The 26,479-nt window shown below is 70.8% G+C and carries 22 protein-coding genes; 11 read left to right on the top strand and 11 right to left on the bottom strand.

The genetic code is table 11. The annotated features are described in order from the left end of the window. Nucleotides 1-605 precede the first annotated feature (605 nt). From IE195_RS24075 to IE195_RS24065, 3 genes are all read left to right on the top strand, one after another. Nucleotides 606-1,739: a class I adenylate-forming enzyme family protein gene (locus IE195_RS24075; protein ID WP_225942296.1), complete on the top strand. Its 1,134-nt coding sequence runs from the start codon at nt 606-608 to the stop codon at nt 1,737-1,739. Continuing rightward, nucleotides 1,736-3,256 (top strand): HAL/PAL/TAL family ammonia-lyase, encoded by a 1,521-nt coding sequence (locus IE195_RS24070; RefSeq protein WP_191275585.1) that lies wholly within the window; start codon nt 1,736-1,738, stop codon nt 3,254-3,256. Before IE195_RS24075 ends, IE195_RS24070 begins: the two co-directional genes overlap by 4 nt. Before the next feature lie 81 nt (nt 3,257-3,337). After that, nucleotides 3,338-5,215: an ABC transporter ATP-binding protein gene (locus IE195_RS24065; RefSeq protein WP_191275583.1), complete on the top strand. Its 1,878-nt coding sequence runs from the start codon at nt 3,338-3,340 to the stop codon at nt 5,213-5,215. Here IE195_RS24065 and IE195_RS24060 read toward each other — a convergent pair. From IE195_RS24060 to IE195_RS24050, 3 genes are all read right to left on the bottom strand, one after another. Further along, on the bottom strand, nt 5,197-6,180 hold the full coding sequence (locus IE195_RS24060) for a Gfo/Idh/MocA family protein (RefSeq protein ID WP_229826416.1): 984 nt from the start codon (nt 6,178-6,180) through the stop codon (nt 5,197-5,199). The genes IE195_RS24065 and IE195_RS24060 overlap by 19 nt on opposite strands. A 104-nt stretch (nt 6,181-6,284) precedes the next feature. After that, a complete protein-coding gene (locus IE195_RS24055; protein WP_191275579.1) occupies nt 6,285-7,166 on the bottom strand; it encodes an ATP-binding cassette domain-containing protein in 882 nt (293 codons plus the stop codon). After that, nucleotides 7,163-8,479: an activator-dependent family glycosyltransferase gene (locus IE195_RS24050; RefSeq protein ID WP_191275577.1), complete on the bottom strand. Its 1,317-nt coding sequence runs from the start codon at nt 8,477-8,479 to the stop codon at nt 7,163-7,165. The genes IE195_RS24055 and IE195_RS24050 overlap by 4 nt, the downstream gene beginning before the upstream one ends. A gap of 422 nt (nt 8,480-8,901) precedes the next feature. On the opposite strand from IE195_RS24050, the gene IE195_RS24045 reads away from it, so the two are divergent. The 5 genes from IE195_RS24045 to IE195_RS24025 all read left to right on the top strand — a co-directional run bounded on the left by IE195_RS24045 (nt 8,902) and on the right by IE195_RS24025 (nt 14,237). Further along, entirely contained in the window at nt 8,902-10,431 is a 1,530-nt protein-coding gene (locus IE195_RS24045; RefSeq protein WP_229826415.1) for a tryptophan 7-halogenase, read from the top strand. Between the two features lie 149 nt (nt 10,432-10,580). Next, a complete protein-coding gene (locus tag IE195_RS24040; RefSeq protein WP_191275572.1) occupies nt 10,581-11,018 on the top strand; it encodes a YciI family protein in 438 nt (145 codons plus the stop codon). Nucleotides 11,019-11,059: 41 nt separating this feature from the next. Next, nucleotides 11,060-12,313, top strand: coding sequence for an RNA polymerase sigma factor (locus tag IE195_RS24035; RefSeq protein WP_191275570.1), 1,254 nt, complete (start codon nt 11,060-11,062; stop codon nt 12,311-12,313). A gap of 404 nt (nt 12,314-12,717) precedes the next feature. Beyond that, nucleotides 12,718-13,464, top strand: a complete 747-nt coding sequence (locus IE195_RS24030; RefSeq protein ID WP_225942297.1) for an ABC transporter ATP-binding protein — start codon at nt 12,718-12,720, stop codon at nt 13,462-13,464. Next, on the top strand, nt 13,461-14,237 hold the full coding sequence (locus IE195_RS24025) for an ABC transporter permease (protein WP_191275568.1): 777 nt from the start codon (nt 13,461-13,463) through the stop codon (nt 14,235-14,237). Before IE195_RS24030 ends, IE195_RS24025 begins: the two co-directional genes overlap by 4 nt. Before the next feature lie 22 nt (nt 14,238-14,259). Here IE195_RS24025 and IE195_RS24020 read toward each other — a convergent pair whose 3' ends face one another. After that, on the bottom strand, nt 14,260-14,823 hold the full coding sequence (locus IE195_RS24020) for a CGNR zinc finger domain-containing protein (RefSeq protein WP_191275566.1): 564 nt from the start codon (nt 14,821-14,823) through the stop codon (nt 14,260-14,262). A 62-nt stretch (nt 14,824-14,885) separates the two neighbouring features. Here IE195_RS24020 and IE195_RS24015 point away from each other — a divergent pair, with 62 nt between their 5' ends. Both IE195_RS24015 and IE195_RS24010 read left to right on the top strand, forming a co-directional pair. Further along, nucleotides 14,886-15,722 (top strand): alpha/beta fold hydrolase, encoded by an 837-nt coding sequence (locus IE195_RS24015; RefSeq protein ID WP_191275564.1) that lies wholly within the window; start codon nt 14,886-14,888, stop codon nt 15,720-15,722. Nucleotides 15,723-15,815: 93 nt separating this feature from the next. Beyond that, nucleotides 15,816-16,802: an NAD-dependent epimerase/dehydratase family protein gene (locus IE195_RS24010; protein ID WP_191275562.1), complete on the top strand. Its 987-nt coding sequence runs from the start codon at nt 15,816-15,818 to the stop codon at nt 16,800-16,802. Between the two features lie 42 nt (nt 16,803-16,844). Here IE195_RS24010 and IE195_RS24005 read toward each other — a convergent pair whose 3' ends face one another. Both IE195_RS24005 and IE195_RS24000 read right to left on the bottom strand, forming a co-directional pair. Beyond that, nucleotides 16,845-17,441, bottom strand: coding sequence for a Uma2 family endonuclease (locus tag IE195_RS24005; protein ID WP_191275560.1), 597 nt, complete (start codon nt 17,439-17,441; stop codon nt 16,845-16,847). Nucleotides 17,442-17,583: 142 nt separating this feature from the next. Then, nucleotides 17,584-18,597, bottom strand: a complete 1,014-nt coding sequence (locus tag IE195_RS24000) for an ethyl tert-butyl ether degradation protein EthD (RefSeq protein WP_191275558.1) — start codon at nt 18,595-18,597, stop codon at nt 17,584-17,586. A 202-nt stretch (nt 18,598-18,799) separates the two neighbouring features. Here IE195_RS24000 and IE195_RS23995 point away from each other — a divergent pair, with 202 nt between their 5' ends. Beyond that, a complete protein-coding gene (locus IE195_RS23995; RefSeq protein WP_191275556.1) occupies nt 18,800-19,000 on the top strand; it encodes a hypothetical protein in 201 nt (66 codons plus the stop codon). A gap of 215 nt (nt 19,001-19,215) precedes the next feature. Here IE195_RS23995 and clpB read toward each other — a convergent pair whose 3' ends face one another. From clpB to dnaK, 5 genes are all read right to left on the bottom strand, one after another. Then, on the bottom strand, nt 19,216-21,843 hold the full coding sequence (gene clpB, locus IE195_RS23990; RefSeq protein WP_191275554.1) for an ATP-dependent chaperone ClpB: 2,628 nt from the start codon (nt 21,841-21,843) through the stop codon (nt 19,216-19,218). Nucleotides 21,844-21,928: 85 nt separating this feature from the next. Beyond that, nucleotides 21,929-22,474 carry a heat shock protein transcriptional repressor HspR gene (locus tag IE195_RS23985; RefSeq protein ID WP_191275552.1) on the bottom strand — a complete coding sequence of 182 codons (546 nt, stop codon included), beginning with the start codon at nt 22,472-22,474 and terminating at the stop codon, nt 21,929-21,931. Then, nucleotides 22,471-23,631 carry a molecular chaperone DnaJ gene (gene dnaJ / locus IE195_RS23980; RefSeq protein WP_191275550.1) on the bottom strand — a complete coding sequence of 387 codons (1,161 nt, stop codon included), beginning with the start codon at nt 23,629-23,631 and terminating at the stop codon, nt 22,471-22,473. Before dnaJ ends, IE195_RS23985 begins: the two co-directional genes overlap by 4 nt. 148 nt (nt 23,632-23,779) lie before the next feature. After that, the gene (grpE, locus tag IE195_RS23975; RefSeq protein WP_191275547.1) at nt 23,780-24,514 is read right to left on the bottom strand and encodes a nucleotide exchange factor GrpE; all 735 of its coding nucleotides are present in this window, start codon (nt 24,512-24,514) and stop codon (nt 23,780-23,782) included. Nucleotides 24,515-24,557: 43 nt separating this feature from the next. After that, nucleotides 24,558-26,414, bottom strand: coding sequence for a molecular chaperone DnaK (gene dnaK, locus IE195_RS23970; RefSeq protein ID WP_191275545.1), 1,857 nt, complete (start codon nt 26,412-26,414; stop codon nt 24,558-24,560). Between the last annotated feature and the right edge of the window lie 65 nt (nt 26,415-26,479).

Raw genomic sequence — 26,479 nt, 5'->3', positions numbered from 1 at the left:
TCTGGAGCCGGTGGCCGTCGCCGCGGGATTTCTGTTGGCAGCTTCCATGCGTCATCTCGCTCAACTTTGTTTCGGAGGCACTACGGAACGTGTTGTTCAGCTGTCCGCGTGGCTGGGGGAGGCGGGTTCCAGGGCTCCTCCGATGCGGACGTTCCGATACTCCCGCCCTCGGATCACCAGTTATTCACACGGCGCTCACAGCCCGGGCTGCCGGAGCCCTCCGGCGCGGAGCGGGTGCCGCTCCGGTACGGGACGGGTCCCGCACGAGGGCGCCGACCGCGGACGACGGGGACGCGGATGTCCTGCCGGCGAGACGGGCACAGCGCGCGGCGATACCCGGGGAAAGGCGTGAGAACGTCCGTGGGCTGTGGATTCACGGGGTGCGGACGACGGTGTCCGCGAATTTATTGAGTGGAGTTTTCCGTGTTATTCGAAAGTGTGCTCGTCTGCGTGGCGCCGGGGTGCATGTATAAGTGGGCCCGTCGTCGCCGGAAGGCCGCGAGGGTGTCACGGCGCCGCCACATCTATTCCACCGTTCTCCGCGCGACCCTTCCTCCTCGGTTCCGAAGCGGCGCCGCCCGTCCGCGGAAGGGGGAGAACACGAGATGGAGCGAGGATTCGACTTGCCGTACGAGGAACTGTCACCGACCGCGTTGCTCGCCTCCGATTTCACCGCTCCCGACTCCCGGGACCACCCGTGGACGGTCGACTGGTGCGGGCGGGACCCGGCCGAGCTGGTGGCCCGTGCCCTTCCCGACCACCTCGACACGTGGACGTCCGGCACCAGCGGCGACAGGACGTGTTGGCGCCGCACGCGCGACCAGCTCTGGGCCGAGGCCGGTCTCCTGGCGGACCTGCTCCGGCCCTACCGGCCGGAGGCGGTCCTCTCTTTCGCCCCGCCCCGCCACGTGTTCGGGGCGCTGGCCACGGTGCTGGTCCCCGCCCGCCTCGGCGTACCGGTCTGGTACCGGCCCGGAATCGACTGCGGCATGCCCCCGTCGCCCGACCGCCGGTGGGCCGTGATCGCCATCCCGTGGACGTTCTCGCTCCTGCGCCCGCGTTCGCCGTGGCTGCGTGAGGCACGCGACCTCACGTTCCTGCACAGCACGGCGACGCTCCCCCCGGCCGGAGCCCGGCTGCTGAACGCCCTGGGCCCGGAGCGGGCGCGTGCCATCGAGGTCCTGGGGTCGACGGAGTCCGGCGGCGTCGCCCAGCGCGTCTGGGGGCCGGATGATCCGGACTGGCATCTGCTGGAGGACACCGAGTTCGACTGGGACGGGCCGGCCGGAGAGGGGGAGCGCCCGCTGGAGATCCGTAGTCCGCGCCTCGCGAGCGTGCCCGGGCAGCGGCCGCCGGACCGGTGGCGGCTCGACGACCACGTCGTACCGAGCGGGGACCGCGGTTTCCGCTTCGCCGGGCGGCGCGAGCGGCTGGTCAAGATCAACGGGCGCAGGATCAGCCTCGACACCGTCGAGGACCGGTTGCGGCCGGCCCTGCGCTGCGCTGATCTGGCCGCCCTGCCGGTGACGCACGACACCGTCGGCGAACACTTCGACCTCTACGTCGTTCCCGCCGCCGACACCCCGTACCTCACCCCCGCCCGGGTCACCTCCGTGGCGGCGGAACTGGGGCCCCGACCGTTCAGGGTCCACATGGTGGAGCGCATCGAGCGGTCCGCCACGGGCAAGACCCGCCGACTCCAACCCGCGCACACACCCGACACAGGAGTGAAGCCGTGACGACTACCGTTACCGCCGAGAAGAACACCGCCGACAGCCTGGACGCCGTCATCCGCGCGGCGGGATGGGACGCCGCCCTGCCCGAGTGCGGGCCGGGCGACCGTGAACGGATGCAGGAGAGCCAGGACGTCCTGGCCAAGGCGCTGGCGTCGGACCAGGACGTGTACGGGATCACCCGTGGCTTCGGACCTCTGGTGGCCTTCCAGGCCGACAGCTCCCACGAGCAGCAGGGCAGCGGCCTGATCGCGCACCTGGGCACCGGGCAGGGCGATCCGCTGGCCCCCGAGGTGTGCCGCCTCGTCGTGTGGATCCGGTTGAACAGCATGCGCAAGGGCCACTCCGGGGTCTCACCCGATTTCTGGGACGGTCTTGCGGAGCTGTGGAACCGCGGGTTTACGCCCGTGATCCCGCGCGAGGGCACGGTCAGCGCCAGCGGTGACCTCCAGCCCCTGGCGCACGCGGCCCTGGCCTACGCCGGTGTCGGCGAGGCCTGGCAGAGGACCGAGGACGGCACGTTCACGGTCGTGCCCGCCGCCGAGGCGCTGCGCGCCCTGGGCGTGGAGCCGATCGTCTGGCCGGCCCGGGAGGCGCTCGCCTTCGTGAACGGAACCAGCGTGGGCCTCGCCGTGGCCGTCCACAACCACGCCGAGGTGGCGCGGATGGTGCGGGCCGTGGCGGGCCTGACCGCGCGTATGGCCGGGCTGCTCGGCTCGAACCCCGAGGCCTACGAGCCCGGCTTCGCCCACGTGCGCGGCCAGCGCGGCCAGCTCACCGTCGCCGAGTGGATCCGCGCGGACTTGCCGGCGGGGGCCGAGCGCGCAGCAGACCGGCCCCTTCAGGAGCCGTACAGCGTCCGCTGCGTGCCGCAGATTCTCGGCGCGGTGCAGGACCAGCTCGACTTCATCGAGCAGGTGCTGTGCCGGGAGGCCAACGGCACCACCGACAACCCGATCTGCTTCGAGGGAGAGGTCCTGCACGGCGGGAACTTCCATGCGATGCCGGTGGGCCTGAGCTCGGACCAGACGGCGCTGTGCCTGCAGCAGGTCGCCTACCTGGCCGACCGCCAGCTGTCCCTGCTGTGCACGCCCACGACCAACGGCGAACTGGCGCCGATGCTGACCCCGCGTCCGGGCAGCGGGAGCGGACTGGCGGGGGTCCAGCTCAGCGCCACGTCGTTCGTCGCCAAGATCCGCCAGCTCTGCTATCCCGCCTCTCTGACGACGCTGCCCACCAACGGCGGCAACCAGGACCACGTCCCCATGGCCCTGAACGGCGCCAACTCGGTCTCCGAGGCCGTGAAGCTGGCATGGCTGACCATCGGGTCGCTCGCGCTGGGCCTGACCCAGTATTCGGCGCTCACCGGACGCGGAACCAGCGGGGGCGGCCTGTGGGACGAGCTCGCGCGCGTCTCGCCGCCCCTGGACCGGGACCGGCCGCTGGCCGCCGAGGTCCGTGCCGCCCGGGACGCGGTCTCGCGCGCGGCGGCCGACTGGCTGGAGGAGGAACGGTCCTCCTGAGCACAGGTCGGCCGGTGGCCGCTCCGCGCCGCGGAGCGGCCACCGGCACCGGTTCTTACGGCACACGCACGGAGGTATCCCATGACTCGACAGACGACCGGAGACGGCCAGGAGGAGCAGGAGGGCCGGGCTGCGGTCCTCAGCGCGACCGCCTGGCGGGACATGTTCTCGTATCTGCGGCCCCAGAGGTCCCTGCTGTTCTTCGGCGGGTTCTTCGCACTGCTCGGCAGCCTGGTGGCGGTGGTCCAGCCGGTCGCCGCCAAGATGGTGGTCGACGGCCTGGACGCGGGGGAGGCGGTCAACCGCGCCCTGTTGTTCCTCACCCTGCTAGTCGTGCTGGCGGCGGTCTTCAACACGATCGGCTACTACGTCCTGCAACGCATCGCCGAGTCCGTGGTCCTGGAGTCGCGTCGCCGACTGCTCGGCCGCCTGCTGCGGCTCCGGCTGTCGGAGACCTCGAAGTACTCCCCGGGCGATCTCATGTCGCGGGTCACGACGGACACCACCCTGCTGCGGACGGTGGTGAGCCAAGCCCTCGTGGAGACGGTCACCGGGGGTGTCGTGGTCGTGGCGATCCTGATCATGATGGCCACGCTCGACCTGGTCCTGCTCGGGGCGACCGCGGGGGTGCTCGCGCTCGCGGCCGTGGTCGTCGGCATGATCGTCCCGCACATCCAGACCGCCACGGGCAAGGTGCAGTCGGAGGTCGGCGACCTCAACGCGTCCTTGGAGCGTACGCTCGGTACCTTCCGGACGGTCAAGGCCGCCGGCGCCGAGCACGAGGAGATCACCACCTCGGACCGGGCCGCGAGGAACGCCTGGAAGCACGGTCTGCGGGTCGGCCTGCTGGAGGCCGTCAACGGGACCGCGGTGGGTATCGCCGTCCAGCTCACCTTCCTCGCGGTACTGGGGGTGGGCGGCGCGCGCGTCGTCACCGGTGACACCGACGTGGGTACGCTGATCGCCTTCCTGCTCTATGTCTTCTACCTGGTATCCCCCATGGGTTCGCTGGTCAGCGCCGCGGCCAACTTCAACGCCGGGGCCGCGGCCCTGAGCAGGATCCGCGAGGTGCTGTCGCTGGACACCGAACCGGGCCTGGCCCGGCCCCCAGAGCCCGCGGGGGCGGAGGATCCGGAGCCGGCCGGGGTCGCTTTCGAGGACGTCGTCTTCCGGTACACCGAGAACGGCCCACTCGTGCACAGGGGGGTCGGCTTCAACGTGCCCCCGCGCGGCCTGACGGCGTTCGTCGGTCCCTCCGGCGCCGGGAAGTCGACGGTGTTCGCCCTGCTGGAGCGCTTCTACGAACCCGAGTCCGGCGCTGTCCTGGTGGACGGGCGCGACGTCCGCGAGTGGCCGCTGGCCGAACTGCGCTCCGTCATCGGTTACGTGGAACAGGACGCCCCGGTCCTGGCCGGGACCCTGCGCGAGAACCTGACGCTGGGCGCGCGCGGCGTCGGTGACGAGGAGATCGGCCGGGTGATCGCCAAGACACGGCTGGGCGGCCTCGTCGAGCGGCTGCCGAAGGGGCTGGAGACGCAGGTCGGCCACCGCGGCAGCTCCCTGTCCGGCGGTGAACGCCAGCGCGTGGCCATCGCCCGTGCGCTCCTGCGTAGCCCGAGGCTGCTTCTGCTGGACGAGGCGACCTCCCAGCTGGACGCGAACAACGAGATGGCGATCAGGGAGATCGTGGAGGACCTTCGCGAGGAGACCACGGTGATGGTCGTCGCGCACCGCCTGTCCACGGTCACGGTGGCTGACCGGATCGTGGTCATGGAGGAGGGGGAGATTCGCGCGGTGGGCTCCCACGACGAACTCGTCGCCGGGGACGGTCTGTACCGGGACCTGGCCTCCACCCAGTTCCTGGTCGCCCAGGAGGTCCCCGGGCTCGAGGAGGATCGGGAGGAGGCGGTCGTGGGCGGCGCCGTGTCGGCGCCGCGGTCTCACCGCACGGTCACGTAAACGGCCTCGGCGCGGATCCGATCCACGAGGGCCGACAACCGCAGCGAGTCCGACAACGCGGGTGCGGTGGCGCCGGGGCGCGCCACCGCACCCGCGAAGTCTCGGACCATGGCGGCGAACTGGTCGTCCGCGGGCATGGCGATCCGCTCCTCGCCCCCGGGGCCGTGGACGGTGAGGACACAGCGGTGGTCGGGCGGCGGGGTGAACGCGCGGTCGAGGCCGAGCGATCCGGTACTGCCCTCGATCCGGTAGTAGGCGCTGTAGGCGTTCTCCATCCCGAAGGACAGGTGGGCGCTTACTCCCTGCCGCGACACCAGGAGGGCACTGCCCGAGACGACCACCCCACGGTCGCGGTCCTCGCGCAGCACGGCCCCGGCGATATCGAGGCCGGGGCCGAGGAAGCGCAGGGCCGCTCGCAGCGGGTACACCCCGTTGTCGAGCAGAGAGCCGCCGCCCAGGTCGGCGCGGTACCGGATGTCGTCGGCGGGACGAGGCGGGATGGTGAAGGACGCGGCGAACGAGCGCGGTGCGCCGATGTCCCCCCGGCGCACCCGGAGGTCGACCTCGGCGTGCTGGCGGTGGTGGACGAACGCGAAGTTCTCCATCAGGACCAGACCCAGGTCGGTCGCCACTCGGGCGAGCCGCTCCGCCTGCGCTCCGTCGGTCGCGAGCGGCTTCTCCACCAGGACGTGCTTGCCCGCCCGCAGTGCCCGTTCGGCCCAGTCGGCGTGCAGCGCGGCGGGAAGCGAGATGTAGACCGCGGTCACGTCCGGGCGCTGGAGCAGGTGCGTGTAGCTCCGCGCCGCCGCACACCCGAACTCGTCGGCGTACTTCCGGGCGCGCCGGACATCACGCGCGGCGACGCAGACGAGCCGGGTCGCGTCCGAGGCGGTGACGGCGGGCAGCGTGCGGCGCCTGGCGATGTCGCTGCAGCCGATCGCACCGAGGGCGACGGGCGTGGTCACGTGGGGATCCTGCATCGATGGACCTCCGAGAGGAGTCCGGCCCTGGGACCGGGGAGGGGTGGGCCTTCCGCGGAGCGGGGGACGGTGCGGGCGGGCTCCCCGCGTCAACGGGGCCCGTGCGTGTCCTCGACCAGGTGGGCCATGAGCTCCGGCAATCCGATGGGTGACAGATCCAGACCGAGTTCCCGGGCCAGGGCGAGCCGCTCCTCGCTGAGCGGACCGTACACGACGACCGACTTGGCCGGGCCGAGCTCCCGTTCGTCGAGCTGGGGGAGCCCGCGGACGAGGTCGTCGACCTGTTCCACGGCTCCGGTGACGCACGTGCCGTGCGACTGGAGGTCGCCGACCCGCTCATGGAGGAGAACGCGGCCCCGGTCGAGGACGACCACGTCGTCGAACAGCGGACCGACCTCCTGGATCAGCTGGGTGGCGATGACTACGGTGCGCGGATACACCATCAGGTCGGCCAGGAGCTCGTCGAGGAACACGTCGCGCATCCTCGCGTCCATACCGGTGCAGCACTCGTCGAGGAGGGTGACCGGTGTCCGGGCGGCGAGGCCGAGGACCGTGCCGACCGCGGACAGTTCCCCCTGTGACAGGCGGGAGAGCGGTGCGCCGAGCGGGATCCTGAAGCGGTCGAGGAGCCGCAGGGCCACCTGGTCGCACCAATGGGAGCGCAGGCTCGCGGTGAAGGCCAGGGTGTCCTCGACCCTGCTGGCGGGGTCGGGAACCAGGTGCCCGCGGACGAGGCCGACCTGTTCGGTGATGATCACCCCGCCGACGCCGAGCGGTCGGCCGCCGACGCGCACCGTGCCGCACGTGGCGGGCGAGAAGCCGGCGATCAGGGACAACAGGCTCGACTTCCCGGCGCCGCTCGGGCCAAGGACACCGTGGACCCTTCCGCTCTCCAGCCGCAGTGAGATGCGGTCGAGGATGGTCGCATCCTGGTCGCGCAGGGTCACCCCGTCGAGTTCGACCCCGCTCATACCTCTCTCACCGCTACGGGTCCGGACACCGGGGCCGCGGTACGGGCGCCCGTGTGTTCCGCGACCAGCGCCTCCAACGACGGGACCAGGGCGTTCGGAGTGGGCTGTGCCATCATCTCCGCCCGGAGGCGGTCCGTGCCGCGTTGGTAGGCGGGGTCGGTGAGCAGGCGTGTGACGGCGTCGCGGACGCGGTCGCCGGTGGCCTGGGCGGTGGTCAGGTGGATGCCGGCGCCCTGGGCGGCGAGCCGGCGTGCCGTGAACGGCGCGTCCAGCTGTTGGGGGATCGCGACCTGGGGTGTGCCTGAGGCGATGGCGGTGAAGGTGGAGCCGAATCCGCCGTGGTGGACGACGGCGTCGCAGTGGGGGAGCAGGGCGTGCAGGGGCACGAAGCTTTCCACGCGTACGTTGTCGGGCAGTGTTCCGAGGGCGTCCTGTTCCTTTTCCGCCACGGTCGCCACGATCTCGGCGTCCAGTTCCGCGAGCGACTCCACCAGCTCACCCACCGACACCGAGTAGCCCGCGAGCCGCTCGGTCGCGCTCATCCCGAGGGTGAGGCAGACGCGGGGGCGTTCTGGCGGTGCCCACAGCCACGGCGGGATGACCGACCGCCCGTTGAAGACCGAGTGGCGCATCGGGACGTAGCGGTAGCCCGTGTTCATGCGCAGGGAGGGCGGTAGCTGGTCGATGGTGAAGTGGCCGTGGGTCATCGTCTCGCTGAAGCGTGCTCCGTGCCGGCGCGCGGTGCGGTCCAGCCACGTGGCGAGCGCGTCCCCGGCGGCTCCGGGCGGTTGCTGGTCCCTGAGCCGTGTGTACAGCGAGCGGGTGCGCCCGTAGAAGTCCACGCACCACAGCAGGCGGGCGTGGACGGCCCCCACCGCCTCGGCCGCGATCGGCGCCGCGAAGGTCCCCGGTTCCCAGATCACCAGGTCGGGCCGCCACGAACGGGCGAATCCGACCAGGTCCTCGACCATCGGGTCGTTCATGATCCGGAACCAGCTCAGCACCACGTCGTCGAAGCCCGATCTCAGGTAGTCCCAGGTCAGATCCTCGTCCGGGGCGTCCGCCCGGTCGAAGGGCGGGAGCTTTCCCTCGCCGATCTTCTCGCGGAGGCGGGGGAAGGCCGCGAGGACCCGGCTGATGCCGTGGTCCCGGCCCACCGGGACGGCGGGCAGTCCAGTGGAGGTGATCGCGTCGACGAGCTCGGGCTGGCTGGCGACGCGTACGTCGTGGCCGGCTGTGCGCAGTGCCCACGCCAGGGGGACCATGGTGAAGAAATGCGTCTTCTCGGCGTAACTGGTGAATAGAACGCGCATGGAAGTCATCCGTCTCATGCCGGCGGTTGTGGTATGTGGATCCGGATCGCTGGAAGGCCTTTGCCGTTCTTTCCTTGGGGTATCACGTTCCGGATTTTATCTGTTACCCCGCCAATGATTGTCAACCGGAGTTCTCCGGAGTCAACGGGGGTGCGCGTCGGCCGTGGCGGTTCAGGGTGGCCACGGACCGCGGGCCTCGGAGTTCTTTGATGGTCCTGTCCGGCGGAGGTCGCGCTGTGTTCGCCGTGCGATCGGGGCCCGTCCCGCCGGCGAGACGGGCCCCGGGGGGTTCTCGTCGGCCCGGAAAACGATGAGATCTTGATTTGGAACAGGTATCCGGTTTGTATTTACTGGTCGCCACAGGTTGATCGGTGAATGTCCGAACCGGTTCTTCATGGGAGGAATTGATGCGAGGAAATGGTGTGGAGTCCGTTGACGTGGTCGTCATCGGCGGAGGGCCGGCGGGTTCCACGGCGGCCACCCTCATCGCCAAGGACGGCCACAGCGTCGTCCTGCTTGAACGGGAGAGTTTTCCCCGCCACCAGATCGGCGAGTCGCTCCTGCCCTCCACAGTCCATGGAGTGTGCCGGATCCTCGGAGTGAGCGAGAAGATCGAGGAGGCGGGGTTCACGGTCAAGCGCGGCGGCCACTTCAAGTGGGGCGCCGGTGAGGAGCCTTGGGACTTCACCTTCGGCACGTCCAGCAAACTGGAGGGCTCCACCTCCTACGCCTTCCAGGTGGAGCGGATGAGGTTCGACCAGATACTCCTGGACCACTCCCGCGAGAACGGGGTGGATGTACGCGAGCGGTGCGAGGTGCGGGACCTGGTGCTGGACGGGGGCAGGGTGCGAGGTGTGGTCTACGCCGACGCGTCCGGTGCCGAACACCGGGTGGCGGCGAAGTACGTCGTCGACGCCTCCGGCAGCACCGGGACGAGCCACCGGAGGCTGGGGATCCGGCGGAGGTACTCGGAGTTCTTCCGCAACATCGCTGTGTACGGCTACTTCGCGGGCGGAAAGCGCCGCCCGGAGCCCAACAGCGGGAACATCCAGTCGATCGCGTTCGAGCACGGATGGTTCTGGTACATCCCGCTGGGCGATGACCTGACGAGTGTCGGTGCCGTCGTGGACCGCTCCGCGGCTGGGCTGCTCAAGGGGGACAAGGCGGCCGCGCTGCGCGGGCTCATCGACCAGTGCCCGACCGTCCGGGACAACCTCGAAGGGGTCGAGCGGGTCACGAGCGGCCCCTACGGGCGGGTCCGGGTCCGCAAGGACTACTCCTACTGCGATGACCGTTTCTGGTCTCCGGGGTACGTGGCGGTCGGCGACGCCGCGTGCTTCGTCGACCCTGTGTTCTCCTCCGGTGTGCACCTGGCGACCTACAGCGCGCTGCTGTCGGCACGGTCCGTCAACAGCTGCCTCGCCGGCGAGCTCGACGAGCAAGCCGGGTTCGGTGAGTTCGAGGCCCGTTACCGACGCGAGTACGGGCTCTTCTACGAGTTCCTCGTGGGCTTCTACGACATGAACGCCGACGAGGACTCCTACTTCTGGCAGGCGCGCAACGTCGCGGGGTGCGGGCGCACGGACGCGGAGGCGTTCGTCGAGCTGGTCGGCGGGATCGCCGACGCGCAGGACCTCGTCACACAGGCCGAGGAGGTGCGGCGGAGGATGGCGAGCACCTCGGCCAGGCTCTCCCAGGACGTGCGGCGCACGCAGCCGCAGGCGCAGGCGGGGGGAAACCCGATCTTCTCCTCCGAGGTGGTCGGCGACGTGATGGGGACCGGGCTGCGGCTTCAGGCGTCGGCGATGGCCGCGGAGACGGGAAGGGTGATCGAGCGCCCCGTCACCGCGGAGGGACTCGTGCCGAGCGGAGACGGGCTCCGCTGGCGGCCTCCGTCGACCCCGCCGAAGGCCATGAGACCGGCCGGAGCGGTGGATACGGAACCGGCCTGATCCGCGAGCCCTGCGCGTCAACCCTGGCTTCATGAATGAAAGCGTTGTTCAGAAGGGGGGAGGGAGGATGGGGTGTCGATCCGGGCCCGACCCGTTCGACGTACTGGTGAGAGCGGGGGAGACACCCTCCACGACGAGAGGCGAACACCATGCGTTACCTGATGTCGATCATGTCCACTCCCGAGGACGAGGCCGCCGCCTACGACATCGGCCCGGAGGTCTACGAGGAGATGGCCAGGTACAACGAGGAGATGGCCAAGGCCGGTGTCCTGCTGACCGGTGAGGGGCTCGCACCCACCTCCGAGGGCGCCGAGATCCTCTTCCGCGACGGTGAGGTGTCCGTCACCGACGGCCCCTTCACCGAGGCCAAGGAGTTCATCGCCGGGTACTGGGTCCTCCAGGTGTCCTCGCGCGCGGAGGCCGTGGAGTGGGCCAGGCGCTGCCCGCATCCGCCGAAGGGCAGCGGCGCCGGGATCAAGCTCCAGCTGCGCCGGATCGGTGAGCTGGAGGACCTGGACCGGATGCCCGAGGAGCTCAAGGAGCGCGAGCGCGAACTGCGTGCCGAGCAGGAGCGCCGGAACGGCTGAATCCTGTTGCGCGGTGCGGCCCGCGGTGCTGGGATGGTGCCGTGGGCCACACCGGTGTCGAACGCGAGGTGGAGGCGGTCTGGCGGATCGAGTCGGCCCGCCTGGTCGCCGCGCTCACCAGGATGGTCGGTGACGTCGGCCTGGCCGAGGAGTTCACGCAGGACGCCCTGGTCAGCGCCCTGGAGAAGTGGCCGGAGGAGGGTGTTCCCCGCAAACCCGGGGCCTGGCTGACCACGGTCGCCCGGCGCCGCGTCCTCGACCGCTGGCGGCGGGACGAGCGCTTCCGGCTGCGCATGGTGGAGCTGGGGCGCGAGGTCACCGAGAACGACGGGCAGGCGGAGTTCGACGCCGTCCTGGAGGAGGACTACGGTGACGACCTCCTCAAGCTGATGTTCGTGTGCTGCCACCCGGTCCTGCCCGCACAGGCCCGCCTCGCCCTCACCCTGCGGTTGCTCGGCGGGTTGACCACCGACGAGATCGCCCGCGCCTTCCTCGTGCCCGAGTCCACCGTCGCCCAGCGGATCGTGCGCGCCAAGCGCACCCTCGCCAGGAAGAGGGTCCCCTTCGAGGTTCCCGCAGGCGAGGACCGCGACGCCCGTGTCGACTCCGTGCTGGAAGTGGTCTACCTCGTCTTCAACGAGGGGTACACGGCCACGTCGGGTGAGCGCTGGCTGCGACCGGAACTGTGTGAGGAGGCCATGCGCCTGGGCCGGGTCCTCGCGGAACTGCTGCCCGAGGAACCCGAGGTGCACGGGCTCCTCGCGCTGATGGAACTCCAGGCCTCCCGGTTCCGCGCCCGGGTCGGTCCCGGTGGCGACCCCGTCCCCCTCGCCGAACAGGACCGGTCACGCTGGGACCGGCTGCTCATCGGCCGGGGGCTGGCCGCGTTGGAGCGCTCGGTTCCAGCGGACCCCGCTCGCCCCCGGGGCGTCTACTCCCTCCAGGCCGGGATCGCCGCGAAACACGCGGTGGCCCTGCGGCCAGAGGACACCGACTGGTACGGGATCACCGCCCTGTACGAGTCCCTGGTCCGCCGCACCGGATCCCCCGTGGCCGAACTCAACCGGGCGGTGGCCGTGTCGATGGCACTCGGTCCCGGCGCCGCACTGGGCGTCGTCGACGCCCTGCGCGACTCCGGGACCCTGAACGGCTACCACCTGCTCCCGGCGGTCCGCGCCGACCTGCTCGAACGCCTGGGCCGTGCCGAGGAGGCCCGCGCGGAGTTCGGACGGGCCGCCGAGCTCACCCGCAACGAACGCGAACGCGCACTCCTGCTGGAGCGGGCACGGCCCTGAGGACCACGCCCGCCGAAGCCGGTTGCCGCGTCCGCCTCCTCGGCCCCCTCGGCTTCTCGTGTCCGGATCCGGCCATTTCCCGGAACCCTTTTTCGGTGCGGGGTGAGATGCCGGGCGCCGCGTCCCTGTCTTTCGTTGTGTCAACGCTTCGGTGGGCACACCGAAAGCTTGTCTGAATTACATCGAAAGTTGTGGGGTGCCTCGGGAGCCAGCGGGTTCGGGCCCGTCTCGGTGGTCATGGCGGCCTCGCCTACCAGGGGATCCGGGGTCGGAGGAACCCGCGAAAGTCAGGTCCTGACGCGCTGTCCAGCATTCCTCGCCAGGTACGAGAACCGGCAGAAACCACTGTTAGCGTTCTTTCACGGACGAACTGGATGAGTATGTCCCCGGCGAAGGTGAGTTGCATGGCAGCGATTGAGATAAGGGAAATAAGAAAGTCCTTCCGGAAGAAGAAAGCGGTGGACGGGGTCTCCTTCACCGTCGACCCCGGAACGATCACGGGCTTCCTCGGCCCCAACGGGGCGGGTAAGACCACCACCCTGCGCTGCCTGCTCGGGCTGGTCCGGCCGGACAGCGGCGAGGGGCTGGTCAACGGGCGCGCCTACACCGACATCCCCGACCCGCTGACCGAGGTCGGCGCGGTCCTGGAGGCCACCAACCTCCACCCCGGGCGCAGGGGCCGCGACCACCTGCGGGTCGTGTGCGACGCCGCCGGTATCCCCGTCTCCCGCGCCGACGAGGTGCTGGAGGAGGTCGGACTGACCGAGGCGGGCCGCAAACGGGTCGGCGGTTACTCGATGGGCATGCGCCAGCGCCTGTCCCTGGGGGCGGCCCTGCTGGGCGAACCGAAGGTGCTGATCCTGGACGAGCCCGCCAACGGACTGGACCCCGAGGGCATCGACTGGCTGCGCCGCTTCCTGCGCTATCAGGCCCACGAACGCGGGGTCGCCGTGCTGGTCTCCAGCCACGTGCTCGCCGAGGTCGAGCAGACCGTCGACAACGTCGTCATCATCGCGGGCGGGCGCAGCGTCCAGCAGAGCGCGCTGGCTGAGCTCACCAGGGAGGGCGAGAGCCTGCACGAGGCCTTCCTCCGCCTCACCTCGACCGGGTCGATGCCCATGACCTTCGGAAAGGCCGGTGCGGACCAGTGATTCCCCTCCTCAAGGCGGAACTGCGCAAGACCTTCACCACCCGCGTCTGGTGGATTCTGCTCCTCGCGGCCCTGGCCTGGACCGGGCTGATGCTGGCCGGCACCTTCTTCGTCGCGGGGATGGAGCACGGACCGGGGCGGGACAGCGCCGAGTACGGCGCGATGGCCTGGCCCCAGCTGGCCAACGGCACCACGTTCGCTTTGGTCATCGGTGTCCTGATGGTCACCACCGAGTACCAGCACCGCACCGTCAACGTCACCTTCCTGGTCACCCCGGAACGGGGCAGGGTGATCGGGGCGAAGCTGGTCACCGCCGCCCTGGTCGGGGTCGGCTTCGGCCTGACCGTGGCGGTCCTGGGCGGCAGCGCCGTCGCCGCGTCCATCCTGTCCGCGGGCGGTTCCCTGGACCTGGCCGCCAACGAGGTGCCGCGCGTGGTCGGCGGCACGATCGCCGCCTACGGCGTCTACACGATGATCGGGGTCGGGGTCGGCGCCCTGGTCCGTAACCAGGTCGCCGCCGTCGTCGCCTGTCTGCTGTGGGTGTTCATGGTCGAGCCGGCGTTCATGGTGGTCCCCAACGAGGTCGTCCAGACCATCGGTTCCTGGATGCCGGGTATCGCGCTCGCCTCGCTCTACAGCACCAGCAGCGCCGACTTCGGGTTCGACCCGGGCCAGTTCCTCCCGGTGTGGGTGGCCGCCCTCGCCCTGGTGGGGTACGCCGTCCTGGCCTCCCTGGCCGCTTCGTTCACCACGGCCCGGCGCGACCTCGCCTGATCCGGTCCCCGACCGGCCAGGGTCACGGTCGTCCCGGTGACCGGCGGGCGCGGTGGTTCGCGACGTTGAGCCGGTTACCGCACAGGCTCGGCGTGCAGTAGCGCCGCCGCCCCGCCCGGCTGGTGTCGACGAACACTCCCTCGCACGAGGACGAGGCGCAGTGCCGGAACCGGCCGTGGCCCAGCACGTCGAGGACGCCGAGGAGGCCGGTTCCGGCGAGCACCGCCAGCCGGTCCGCGAGGGGGGCCTCCGGCACGGTCCCGACGTACCACCGCCACCGGCCGTCACCGTCGCGGTGCAGGGCGGGGCCGACCCCCGCCCGTGCGACCAGGGCGTTGGCGGCCTCGGCGGTCTCGTCCTCGTCCTCCGTCTCCAGGATGTCGCGCAGTCGGCTCCGCAGGGAGAGCACCTCTTCGAGGTCGTCGGTCCCCGGTTCGCCTCCGTCGACGCCGTGTTCGGACAGGAAGTCCCGCAGGGCCCCGGGATCGGCGAGTACCTCTCCGGCCTCGCGGACCAGGGGTGAGGTGTTGACCAGCTCGGTGGCCAGCGCAGCCCCCCGGGTGTAATCGTTAAAACCTATTTTCAAGTCTTACTCCATGTTAGCGTAAGCGTTGCAAGGCAATTATAAGTCTTACATGGAGGTCCGCTGTGCCCACCCGAACCGAAAGCTGGCAGCTCACCGACCGTGTCCGCGTCTCCGGTGGCGAGGTCGCCACCGGGGTCTTCGGGGACGGCCCGCCCGTGGTCCTGGTCCACGGGACCCCGGCCTCCTCCTACCTCTGGCGCGGGGTCGTCCCCTCCCTCGCCCGGCAGCACACCGTGCACGTCTGGGACATGCTCGGCTTCGGCTGCTCCCACCCCGACCCGGGGGTACCGCCGTCGATCGCCCAGCAGGCCCGCACCCTGGCCGAACTCGTCGAACACTGGAACCTGGAGGCGCCGAGCCTGGTCGGCCACGACATCGGCGGCGGCGTGGTGACGCGGGCCCACCTCGTCGAAGGCGTCCCCGCGAACCGGCTCGCCCTGCTGGACGCGGCCGTCATCGGCCCGTGGAACACCCGGTTCACCGAACACATGCAGCGGCACGCGGAGGTCTACGCGACCATGGAGCCGAGCGTGTTCGCCGACATCGTCAACCCGCGCGTGCACACCGCGACCAGCCGTCCGATGTCCGACGAGGTCGCCGCCGCCTACCTCGCGCCGTGGGCCGGGGCCCGGGGCCAGCAGCGCTGGGTCGACCAGGTCGCGGCGGTCAGTTTCCGCGACACCGAGGAGGCCGTGCGGAGGCTGGACCGGGTCACCGCACCCACCCTGGTCCTGTGGGGCGAGGACGACGGCTGGATGCCCGCCTCGATGGGGGACGAACTGGCCGCGGCCATCCCCGGGGCCCGCCAGGAGAGGATCGCCGGTGCGGGCCACTTCCTCCCCGAGGACGCGCCGGAGGAGACGGCGGAGGCGCTCCTGCGCTTTCTCGGTCCGCGGTGACGCGGAACGGCCCGACGGTGGCTCCCCGCATGCCGGTTCTGCTGTGAGCAGGCAACCCTGGTGTTCGGGGTCCCCGGCCGCGAGACTGGCCGCATGAGGAGACTTCTGGTTCTGGGCGGTACCGAGTTCGTGGGGCGGGCGGTCGTGGCGGACGCGCTCGCCCGGGGTTGGGAGACCACCGTCTTCCACCGGGGACGCCACCCCGCCCCCGAAGGGGTGGAGGTGCGCCGCGGCGACCGCACCGCGGAGGGCGGTCTCGACGAGCTGGCGGCGGGGGAGTGGGACGCGGTCGTCGACACCTGGTCGGACGCGCCGTCCGCGGTGGCCGACGCGGCCCGCCTGTTGGAGGGGCGCGTCGGCCACTACTCCTATGTCTCCAGCCGCTCCGTGTACACCTCGCCCACCGCGCCGGGCGCGGATGAGGACGCGCCGGTGGTGGAGGCCCCGCCCGACGATGACGGAACCCACTACCCGACGGCCAAGCGCGGCGGCGAACTGGCCGCGGAGGCGGTGTTCGGCGGGCGCGCCCTGTTCGTGCGGGCCGGGCTCATCCTCGGCCCGCACGAGAACGTCGGTCGCCTGCCCTGGTGGCTGAACCGGATCGCCCGGGGCGGGGCGGTCCTGGCGCCCGGGCCGCGCGACCTGCCGCTCCAGTACGTCGACGCACGCGACCTCGCCGCCTGGACCCTCGATGCGGCGGAGAAGGGGCTGGGCGGACCGTTCAACACGGTCAGCCCGGTCGGGCACACCACCATGGCGGGCCTGCTGGAGGCCTGCCGGGAGGCCACCGGCTCCGACGCCGAGTTCCGCTGGACCTCCCCCGAGGTGATCGAGGAGGCCGGGATCGCCCCATGGCGGGAGCTGCCGGTCTGGCTGCCCCCGGGCGAACTGCACGGGACCCTGCACCAGGGCAACGTCGACCGGGCGCTCGCCACCGGTCTGAGGTGCCGCCCGGTGGCGGAGACCGTCGCCGACACCTGGGACTGGCTGCGCGCCGTCGGCGGCGGGGCACCCCAGCGCCCCGACCGGCCGCGCGTCGGTCTGGACCCCGGGACCGAGGCCCGCGTCCTGGGACTGTGAGACCGGTCCCGAACCCGGACGCTCGGGGACCCTCCGGATGGACTAGCGGCCGTACCGTTTGAGCCCGGTCGTGTCCAGGGTGATCCCGACCCCGGGGATCTCGACCGTGTGCCCGTAGCCGAGCGTGACGATGTTGCGGTAGCGGTCCCCGTCCGGCTCGCTGTGTACGGTGACGCTGTCGTCGTCACGGTCGACGAGGAGATAGGCGCCGATCCCGGAGGGGGCATGGGCCCGCGCCTTCCCGACGCGGTCCCGAGCGTTGGTGTCGAAGTCCCAGGACGTCACCTCGACCACGGCGAGCACGCCCCGTGGGCCGGCCCATTCGCCCTGTCCGGCGAAGTGGTCCACGGGTGCGAGGATGCCGTCCGGGCGTACCCGGCCCCTGCGGTAGGTGTCCACGTTCAGGCCCTGGCCGGTGACGTTCAGGTCCAGGTCCGCCCGTTGTGTCATGAACTGGCGCATCAACCACATGAGGACCGCGTTGTGGTCGCTGTCGGGCACGGGGCGGATCTCCATCCTGCCGCTGAGGTACTCAAGTGTGACGTCCTCGCGGGCGGCGGCCCGGGCGATGACCTCGAACTGTTCGACGCTGAGCTTTTCAGCAGGGGGTCTCGGCGAGGGGTGTTCGGTCACGGTCATGGCAGGCGGTCCTTTCCGGCGTGGGCGCGGGCCCCGGTACGCAACGCGGACTCCTGGGCCCAGGACACAAGGAGAGGGCCCCCGGGGCAGGATGCTCCCGGTAGGGCGCGGGACCGCTACGGCTCACGGGGTCCCGCTGGATTCAGGGGCGCCGCCTGAGCTGGTCCAGCCCGCGCACGGCGTCGCCGAAGAGGTGGTGCAGGAGGTCCTCGTCCCGCTGGTTGTCCGCGCCCGCGGCGGTGATCGCCCGCACCGCCGGGTAGCCGCGCAGGCCGACCTCCGTGGGGCGCCCGGCGCGGATGAGCGTGTGGATCTCCCGGACCGGGTACGTGTGGACGGCTCGGACCAGTTCGGAGAGTTCGCCGGTGGCCGTGCTCGCCAGGAGTTCACCGACCGCGCCCCGGTCACGTGCCGCCAACTCGATCCAGCCGAGATAGGTCTGGTCGTTCGGCCACTGGTGCGGCACACCGGGCGAGCCCATCGCAGAACGGGCGTAAGGGGGGAGCGGCTCGACGCGCACCCGCAGGGCGCTCGGACGTCCGCTCCACGGGCGCGCCACGCGCTCGGCCAGGTAGCGGTGGAACTCCTCGGTCGAGGCGGCTCCGGCCCGTGGGACGAAGCAGAGCACGAACGTCGGCACGTGGGGAGGGCCCTGCACGGCGGGGGCGTCGCTCCGGTCGAGGAGGGTGCGGCCGCCGCCCGGGGGCGACAGTTGGGCACCGATTCGGCCGAGGAAGTTGTGTGCGTCCTCTGGGATGGTCTCCCGCGCCATCGGATGGTCCGCGAACGCGGCCAGGTCGGCCTCGGACCGGAAGAGCCCGTGCGGCAGGCCCTGGGGCTGGGCCGCGTCCGGCGCCTCGAACGAGACACCTCGGGCCTCGGGCCAGAGGTCGGGACGGTTGGCGCCCAGACGCAACTGACGTAGCTGCCACAGGCCCGGGACACGGGCGAACATGATCCCGTGCACGTCGCGCCAGTAGTCCTCGCAGACTTCCCGCGGGAGGTCGGACCGCCACCAGCAGAAAGCCGACAGGGTCAGTTCGGCGGCGTTCTCGAGCCCGGCCGTGCCCGCGCCGTCGGCCCCGGCCCCCGGCTCGGCGGCCGGTGCCTCGTCCGGTCGTGCTGTGTCCCCCGCGAACTGCTTCCCGTCACCCATGGCGGGTTCCTACCCGGTGGAGGCACACCGTTCTGGCGGCGTGGCCCCAGCAAGGTCCAGACCCGGGAGCCCAGAGCACATTTGGTCCGCGGGCGCACGGTCCTGGCCGATGCCGGGTGTCAGCGAACACGGAACGCTGTCGGTGCGTCCTACTGGTGTGAGCCCCTTCACAGGGGGTCCGGAGAGAAAGGGGGAACGCATCATGCGCGCACTGACGGCGGCACTGCTGGCCGGAGCCGGGATCGCCCTGGCCTCCTCGGCTGTGGCCGCGGCCGACGAGAACGGTTTCCAGGTGTCGGGCGAAGCAGCCGGGACCTGGGACCCCAACGGGACCTGGGATCCGAACGGGACCTGGGATCCGAACGGGGTCTGGGACCCCAACGGGGTCTGGGAACCGAACTAGGTCCTGATGCTCGAATCCGTGGCTTCCGACGCCGGTGTGCGACCGGGAGCCGCGGGTCCGAGCTCACCGACGAAGAGCGGGGACCCGTCCGGGCCCTGCCGCTCACGACCACGCCCCGACGCGGCGGCCGTTGGCACGACCGTCCTCGGGGCGAGGGAGCGGGGTCGCGCCCCGATGGGTGCGGCCCCGCGCCGTCCCCGGCCCCTACGACCCGATCAGGCCGGGAGCCGCGGCTCATCCGCCTTCCTGGTGGTGACCGCCAACCGGTCGCGGTCGTCGTTCACGTCCACCATGACGGTGTCGCCGTCGGTCAGCTCCCCCGACAGCAGCTCCCGGGCGAGCGGGTCGCCGATCGAGGACTGCACCAGACGCCGCAGCGGCCGGGCACCGTAGTTCGGGTCGTAGCCGGTCAGCGCCAGCCACTCACGCGCCCCCTCGGTCACCTCCAGGGCGAGCTGGCGGTCGGCCAGGCGCCGGGCCAGCTTGTCCACCTGCAGATCCACGATCCGGGTCAGGTCCTCGGTGGACAGCGCGTCGAACATGATCACGTCGTCCAGGCGGTTGAGGAACTCCGGCTTGAACGTCGCCCGCACCACGTCCATCACGCGGTCCCTGCGCACGGACTCCTCCAGGGACGGGTCCACCAGGAACTGCGAACCGAGGTTGGAGGTCAGGATGAGGATGGTGTTGCGGAAGTCCACCTGGCGCCCCTGGCCGTCGGTCAGCCGGCCGTCGTCCAGCACCTGCAGGAGGGTGTCGAACACCTCCAGGTGGGCCTTCTCCACCTCGTCCAGCAGCACCACGGTGTAGGGGCGGCGGCGCACCGCCTCGGTGAGCTGACCGCCCTCCTCGTAGCCCACGTATCCGGGAGGCGCACCCACCAGGCGGGACACCGAGTGCTTCTCCGAGTACTCGCTCATGTCCACGCGCACGATCGCGCGCTCGTCGTCGAACAGGAACTCGGCGAGGGCCTTGGCCAGCTCGGTCTTGCCCACACCGGTCGGGCCGAGGAACAGGAACGAACCCGTGGGCCGGTCCGGGTCGGAGATACCCGCCCGGGCGCGGCGCACCGCGTCCGACACCGCGGCGACGGCGTCCCTCTGCCCGATGAGCCGCTGGCCCAGCTCCTCCTCCATGCGCAGCAGCTTGGAGGTCTCCCCCTCCATGAGCCGCCCCACCGGGATACCGGTCCAGGAGGACACGACGTCGGCGACCTCGTCGCCTCCCACCTCGTCCTTGACCATGGGGTCGTCCTCGCCGCCCGCGGCCCCGGCCGCGTTCTCCTCCGCCTTGGACGCCTCCTCCACCTGCTTCTCCAGCTGGGGGATCTCCCCGTACATCAACCGGGAGGCCTCCTCGAAGCGGCCCTCGCGCTCGGCCAGCTCCGCCTGGGTGCGCAGCTCGTCCAGCTGCCCCTTGAGCTCACCGACCCGGTTCAGCCCGGCCTTCTCCTGCTCCCACCGGGCCACCAGCCCGTTGAGCCGCTCCTGGTGGTCGGCCAGGTCGGCGCGCAGCTTCTCCAGGCGCTGCTGGCTCGCCGGGTCGGACTCCTTGTCGAGCGCCATCTCCTCCATCTTGAGCCGGTCGACCGTGCGGCGCAGCTCGTCGATCTCCACCGGGCTGGAGTCGATCTCCATGCGCAGGCGGGACGCGGCCTCGTCGATGAGGTCGATCGCCTTGTCCGGCAGGAACCGCGCGGTGATGTAGCGGTCCGACAGCGTCGCCGCCGCCACCAGGGCCGAGTCGGAGATCTGTACCTTGTGGTGCGCCTCGTAGCGGCCCTTCAGACCGCGCAGGATCGCGATGGTGTCGGTGGCCGACGGCTCACCGACGAACACCTGCTGGAAGCGGCGCTCCAGCGCGGGGTCCTTCTCGATCTTCTCCCGGTACTCGTCCAGGGTGGTCGCGCCCACCATGCGCAGCTCACCGCGGGCCAGCATCGGCTTGAGCATGTTGCCCGCGTCCATGGCGCCCTCGGCGGCGCCCGCGCCCACCATGGTGTGGAGTTCGTCGATGAAGGTGATGATCTGGCCCTCGGACTGCTTGATCTCCGAGAGCACCGCCTTCAGCCGCTCCTCGAACTCGCCCCGGTACTTGGCGCCCGCGACCATCGCGGACAGGTCGAGGCTGATCAGGCGTTTTCCGAGCAGCGACTGCGGCACGTCGCCGGCCACGATGCGCTGGGCCAGCCCCTCCACCACGGCGGTCTTGCCGACACCCGGCTCACCGATGAGTACGGGGTTGTTCTTGGTGCGGCGGCTGAGGACCTGGACGACCCGGCGGATCTCGCCGTCGCGTCCGATGACCGGGTCGACCTTGCCCTCGCGGGCGCGTTCGGTGAGGTCCACACCGAACTTCTCCAGCGACTGGTAGGTGTCCTCGGGGTTCTCCGAGGTGACCCGGCCGGTGCCGCGTACCCGCTCGAAGGCCTCCAGCAGCGCCTCCGGGGCGGCCCCGGCCTCGTTGAGCAGCCGGGCGGCCTCGCCGCCGTCGGTGGCCAGCCCCACCAGCAGGTGCTCGGTGGAGACGTACTCGTCCTCCATCTGCTGGGCGCGCTGGGCCGCGGTGTTGATGGAGACGATGAGCTGGCGGGAGGAGCTCGGTGAGCTGACCGTGGAACCGGCCGCCTTGGGCAGGTTCGCGATCGCGGCCTCGACCCTGTCCCTGATCCGGTCCGGGTCGGCGCCGACCTCCTTGAGCAGCGGCCGGGTGATGCCTCCGGCCTGGTCCAGGAGGGCGTTCAGCAGGTGCAGGGGCTCGGTCTGCGGGCTGCCGTCGGCGGTGGCCTGGCGGATGGCGGCGGCCAGGGCCTCCTGGCTCTTCTGAGTGAGCTTGTAGTTCATCTCCGGTGACTCCGTTCGCAAGTACTGTCACTCAGGGTGACGCTCGTTGGCCGAACGCGCCCCGTGTCGAAAGGTCGGAACCCTGTCAGCCCCGGGTGGGCCCGCCCGTCCCCGGCTCGTCCTGGTCGCTCTGTCCGCCCGGGCCGCCCTGACCGCCCGGGCCGCCCTGACCGCCCGGACCCTCGCCCCGGTCGGGGCGTCCGTCCTCGGGCTCCGCGGTGTTGAAGATCGTGACGCGGGTGCGGCGCACCAGCTCTCCGCGCACCGGTCCGCCCTCGGGGCGGGCCGGGCGGCCGCGCCGGGACACCGCCCGGCGGGCCGCCTCGAGTTCGTTGGCCAGGTGGAACACCTGCTCGCGCAGTTGCTCCACCTCGTCCTGCAGCTCCAGGATCCGCTTGATGCCGGCGAGGTTGATGCCCTCCTCCTGCGACAGGCGCTGCACCTCACGCAGCGTCCGTACGTCGCGCATGGAGTAGCGGCGGCCCCGCCCGGACGAACGGCCGGGGGAGACCAGACCCAACCGGTCGTACTGTCGCAGCGTCTGCGGATGCATCCCGGCCAACTCAGCGGCCACCGAGATCACGTAGACCGGTGCGTCGGCGCCGAAGGCAGGATCGTTCACGTTGTTCACGCGCCCTTCGCCCGCGCTTCGAGCCCGTCGCGCGGGTCGTAGTCCGACGTCGCCGCTCGGAACTTCTCCAGCGCCTCGCGCGCGTCGTCGTTGAGTTTCTGCGGCACCGCCACCTCGAAGGTGACGAGCATGTCGCCGGTGGTGCCGTCCTTGCGGGTGGCGCCCTTGCCGCGGACCCGCAGTGTGCGCCCGTTCTGGGTGCCCGGCGGTACCTTCACGGTCACCGGGAACCCGCTGAGGGTGGGGACCCGGACCTCGGCGCCCAGGGCGGCCTCGGGGAACGTCACCGGCACGGTGATGGTGATGTTGTCGCCGCTCCTGCCGAACACCGGGTGTCCCTTCACATGGACGACGACGTACAGGTCACCGTTGGGGCCGCCGTGCTCGCCGGGGGCGCCCTTGCCCTTGAGTCGGATCCGCTGCCCGTCGGACACGCCGGCGGGGATACGGGTCTGGATGGTGCGGGTGCTCTTGCCGCGCCCGCTGCCGGTGCAGGTGGGGCAGGGGTCGTCGACCACGAGGCCGCGCCCCTTGCACTCGCTGCACGGCTCGGACAGCGAGAAGCCGCCCAGGTTGGTGCTGTCGTGCCCGGTGCCGCTGCACTTGGGGCACATGCGCGGGGCCGAGCCGGCGCGTGCTCCCGTGCCCTTGCAGGTGGGGCACGGGGCCTCGCTGCTCAGCTGGAACGAACGGGTCACCCCGTCCGCGGCCTCGCGGAAGTTCAGTGTGGCCTCGGTCTCGACGTCGGCTCCGCGCCGGCGGCGGGTGGACTCACCCGCTCGGCCGCGGTTGCCGAACAGACCGCCGAAGAGGTCGCTCAGGCGCTCGCCGCCCGGGGCCCCGCCGCCCCCGGTTCCCTGACCGAAGATGTCGCTCATGTCGAACCCGCCGGGTCCGGCGCCGCCGGGACGGTAGGAGCCGCCGAACATCGAGCGCGCCTCGTCGTACTCCTTGCGGCGCTTGTCGTCCGACAGGACGTTGTACGCCTCGGAGATCTCCTTGAAGCGGTCCTCGGCCTTGGGGTCACCGGTGTTGGCGTCCGGGTGGTTCTCCCGGGCCAGCTTGCGGTAGGACGACTTGATCTCGTCCTTGGAGGCGGTCTTTGAGACTCCCAGGACCTTGTAGTAGTCCTTCTCCAGGTAGTCCTTGGTGCTCATCGACTGGTGCCTTCTCCCGCTGGTGCCGGTTGCGTCCGATGTTTTCACGTGTCCCCGCGCCGGGTGGGGCCGGGGTGCGACCCGGGGGCCGTGACCGACGCTCTCACGCCGGCCACGGCCGCACCAGGCTCACGGGCGTTACCCGCTCCTACTTGTCGTCCTCGCCGCTCTCGCCGTTCGCCTCGGCGGAGTCCGGGGACCCGTCGGCGGAGCTGTCCGCCTCCGTGCCCTCCATCGGCTCCCCGACCACCACGCGGGCGGGGCGGAGAACCCGCTCACCCATGCGGTACCCGGGCTGGAACACCTCGATCACCGTCTGGACGGAGATGTTGGGGACCGGGACCAGGGTGAGGGCCTCGTGGATGTTCGGGTCGAACTCCTCGCCCTGCTCCGCGTACTTCTCCAGGCCCAGCTTGGTGGCCGTGGCCTCCAGGGCCTCACCCACCGCCTTGAACCCGCCGTTGAGCTCGTCGTGCTCACGGGCCCGGCCGATGTCGTCCAGGATCGGCAGCAGTTCACCGACGACCTGGGCGGTGGCCGCCTCACGGACGGCCACCCGGTCGCGCTCGACACGCTTGCGGTAGTTGGCGTACTCGGCCTGGACCCGCTTGATGTCGTTGGTGAGCTCGACGACCCGCTCGTCCGCGTTGATCGCCTCGGTCACCACCGACTCCGGGGTGTCCGGAACCTCCGGGACGTCATCGACCTCGGCCTCGACGACCTCGGGCTCCTCCCCGGTCGCGGCCTCCCCTTCGGCGGACTCGGCCCCGGAGTCCCGGACCTCGCCGGTCTCGGGGTCGATCCTGCGGTTGTCGCGGATCACCGGACCCTGGTTCTCGTCACCGTCACCGGTGCCGGAGCTGTTCTTGTCCGACAGCGCCATGTCCGACGTTCCCTCCTTCCTCGGCTCTTACCGGACTCCCGGGTCAGGAACCCTGGTTGCCCTTGCCGTTGTCCTCGTCGACGATCTCGGCGTCGACCACGTCGGAGTCGTCGGCGGAGGCGTCGGCGTTCTCGGCGCCGGGCTGGGCGGCGTCCTCACCCTGCTGCCCCTGGCTGTAGATCGCCGAACCGATCTTCTGGCTGGCCAGCGCGACCTTCTCGCTCGCGGAGCGGATGGCCTCGGTGTCGGTGCCCTCCAGGGCGGTCTTCAGCTCGGCGACGGCGGCCTCGGTCTCGGAGCGCACGTCCGCCGGGACCTTGTCCTCGTTGTCCTTGATGACCTTCTCGGTCTGGTAGACGAGGGACTCGGCGTTGTTGCGGACCTCGGCCTCCTCGCGGCGCTTGCGGTCCTCCTCGGCGTACTGCTCGGCGTCGCGGACCATCTGGTCGATGTCCTCCTTGGACATCGCCGAACCGCCGGAGATGGTGACGGACTGCTCCTTGCCGGTGCCCAGGTCCTTCGCGGTGACGCTGACGATGCCGTTGGCGTCGATGTCGAAGGTGACCTCGATCTGCGGGACGCCGCGCGGCGCCGGGGGCAGGCCGGTCAGGTCGAAGACGCCCAGCTTCTTGTTGTACTGGGCGATGTCACGCTCGCCCTGGTACACCTGGATCTGCACGGACGGCTGGTTGTCGTCGGCCGTCGTGAAGATCTCGGAGCGCTTGGTCGGGATGGTGGTGTTGCGCTCGATGAGCTTGGTGAACACCCCGCCCTTGGTCTCGATGCCCAGCGACAGCGGGGTGACGTCCAGCAGCAGGACGTCCTTGACCTCGCCCTTGAGCACACCGGCCTGGAGCGCGGCACCGATGGCCACGACCTCGTCCGGGTTGACGCCCTTGTTGGGCTCCTTGCCGCCGGTCATCTCCTTGACCAGTTCGGCGATGGCGGGCATCCGGGTCGAGCCGCCGACCAGGACGACGTGGTCGATCTCGCTGAGCTGGATCCCGGCGTCCTTGATGACCTGCTGGAACGGGGTCTTGGTCCGCTCGACCAGGTCGGAGGTCAGGCGCTGGAACTCGGCGCGGCTGAGCTTCTCGTCCAGGTGCAGGGGGCCCTCGGCCGAGGCCGTGATGTAGGGCAGGTTGATCTGCGTCTCGCTGGAGCTGGACAGCTCGATCTTGGCCTTCTCCGCGGACTCGCGCAGGCGCTGGAGCGCCATCTTGTCCTTGGCCAGGTCGACGCCGTTGGAGTTCTTGAACTTCTCCACCAGCCAGTCGACGATCGCCTGGTCCCAGTCGTCGCCGCCGAGGTGGTTGTCGCCGTTGGTCGCCTTGACCTCCACGACGCCGTCACCGACCTCCAGCAGGGAGACGTCGAAGGTGCCGCCACCGAGGTCGTAGACGAGGATGGTGGCCTCGTCCTCCTTCTCCAGGTGGTAGGCGAGCGCGGCCGAGGTGGGCTCGTTGATGATGCGCAGGACGTTGAGCCCCGCGATCGTGCCGGCCTCCTTGGTGGCCTGGCGCTGCGAGTCGCTGAAGTAGGCCGGGACGGTGATGACCGCGTCGGTCACGTCCTCGCCCAGGTAGGCCTCGGCGTCGCGCTTGAGCTTCTGCAGGATGAAGGCGCTGATCTGCTGCGGGTTGAAGTCCTTGTCGTCGATCTTGACCGACCAGTCCGTGCCGATGTGGCGCTTGACCGAGCGGATGGTCCGGTCGACGTTGGTGACGGCCTGACGCTTGGCCACCTCGCCGACCAGGACCTCACCGTTCTTGGCGAAGGCCACGACCGAAGGGGTGGTGCGGGAGCCCTCGGCGTTCGTGATGACCGTCGGCTCGCCACCCTCAAGGACCGCGACACACGAGTTCGTCGTACCGAGGTCGATTCCGACCGCACGTGCCATGGTTGTTTCCTCCGTCAAAGTTGAGTCGTTCAGACGTAAGTTTGCTTCGTCGGGTGGCGGCTGTC

The organism is Nocardiopsis terrae (assembly GCF_014651695.1).
GTDB classification, from domain to species: domain Bacteria; phylum Actinomycetota; class Actinomycetes; order Streptosporangiales; family Streptosporangiaceae; genus Nocardiopsis; species Nocardiopsis terrae.
Note: the sequence above shows the minus strand (reverse complement) of the source record. Positions and strands in the feature narration are given on the sequence as shown.

Coding starts and splice junctions, on each gene's coding strand:
- IE195_RS24065 (WP_191275583.1), top strand. CDS start 3,338: ATGACTCGACAGACGACCGGAGACGGCCAGGAGGAGCAGGAGGGCCGG.
- IE195_RS24040 (WP_191275572.1), top strand. CDS start 10,581: ATGCGTTACCTGATGTCGATCATGTCCACTCCCGAGGACGAGGCCGCC.
- IE195_RS24075 (WP_225942296.1), top strand. CDS start 606: ATGGAGCGAGGATTCGACTTGCCGTACGAGGAACTGTCACCGACCGCG.
- IE195_RS23995 (WP_191275556.1), top strand. CDS start 18,800: ATGCGCGCACTGACGGCGGCACTGCTGGCCGGAGCCGGGATCGCCCTG.
- IE195_RS24010 (WP_191275562.1), top strand. CDS start 15,816: ATGAGGAGACTTCTGGTTCTGGGCGGTACCGAGTTCGTGGGGCGGGCG.
- grpE (WP_191275547.1), bottom strand. CDS start 24,514: ATGGCGCTGTCGGACAAGAACAGCTCCGGCACCGGTGACGGTGACGAG.
- IE195_RS24000 (WP_191275558.1), bottom strand. CDS start 18,597: ATGGGTGACGGGAAGCAGTTCGCGGGGGACACAGCACGACCGGACGAG.
- IE195_RS24030 (WP_225942297.1), top strand. CDS start 12,718: ATGGCAGCGATTGAGATAAGGGAAATAAGAAAGTCCTTCCGGAAGAAG.
- dnaJ (WP_191275550.1), bottom strand. CDS start 23,631: ATGAGCACCAAGGACTACCTGGAGAAGGACTACTACAAGGTCCTGGGA.
- IE195_RS24050 (WP_191275577.1), bottom strand. CDS start 8,479: ATGCGCGTTCTATTCACCAGTTACGCCGAGAAGACGCATTTCTTCACC.
- IE195_RS24055 (WP_191275579.1), bottom strand. CDS start 7,166: ATGAGCGGGGTCGAACTCGACGGGGTGACCCTGCGCGACCAGGATGCG.
- clpB (WP_191275554.1), bottom strand. CDS start 21,843: ATGAACTACAAGCTCACTCAGAAGAGCCAGGAGGCCCTGGCCGCCGCC.
- dnaK (WP_191275545.1), bottom strand. CDS start 26,414: ATGGCACGTGCGGTCGGAATCGACCTCGGTACGACGAACTCGTGTGTC.
- IE195_RS24005 (WP_191275560.1), bottom strand. CDS start 17,441: ATGACCGTGACCGAACACCCCTCGCCGAGACCCCCTGCTGAAAAGCTC.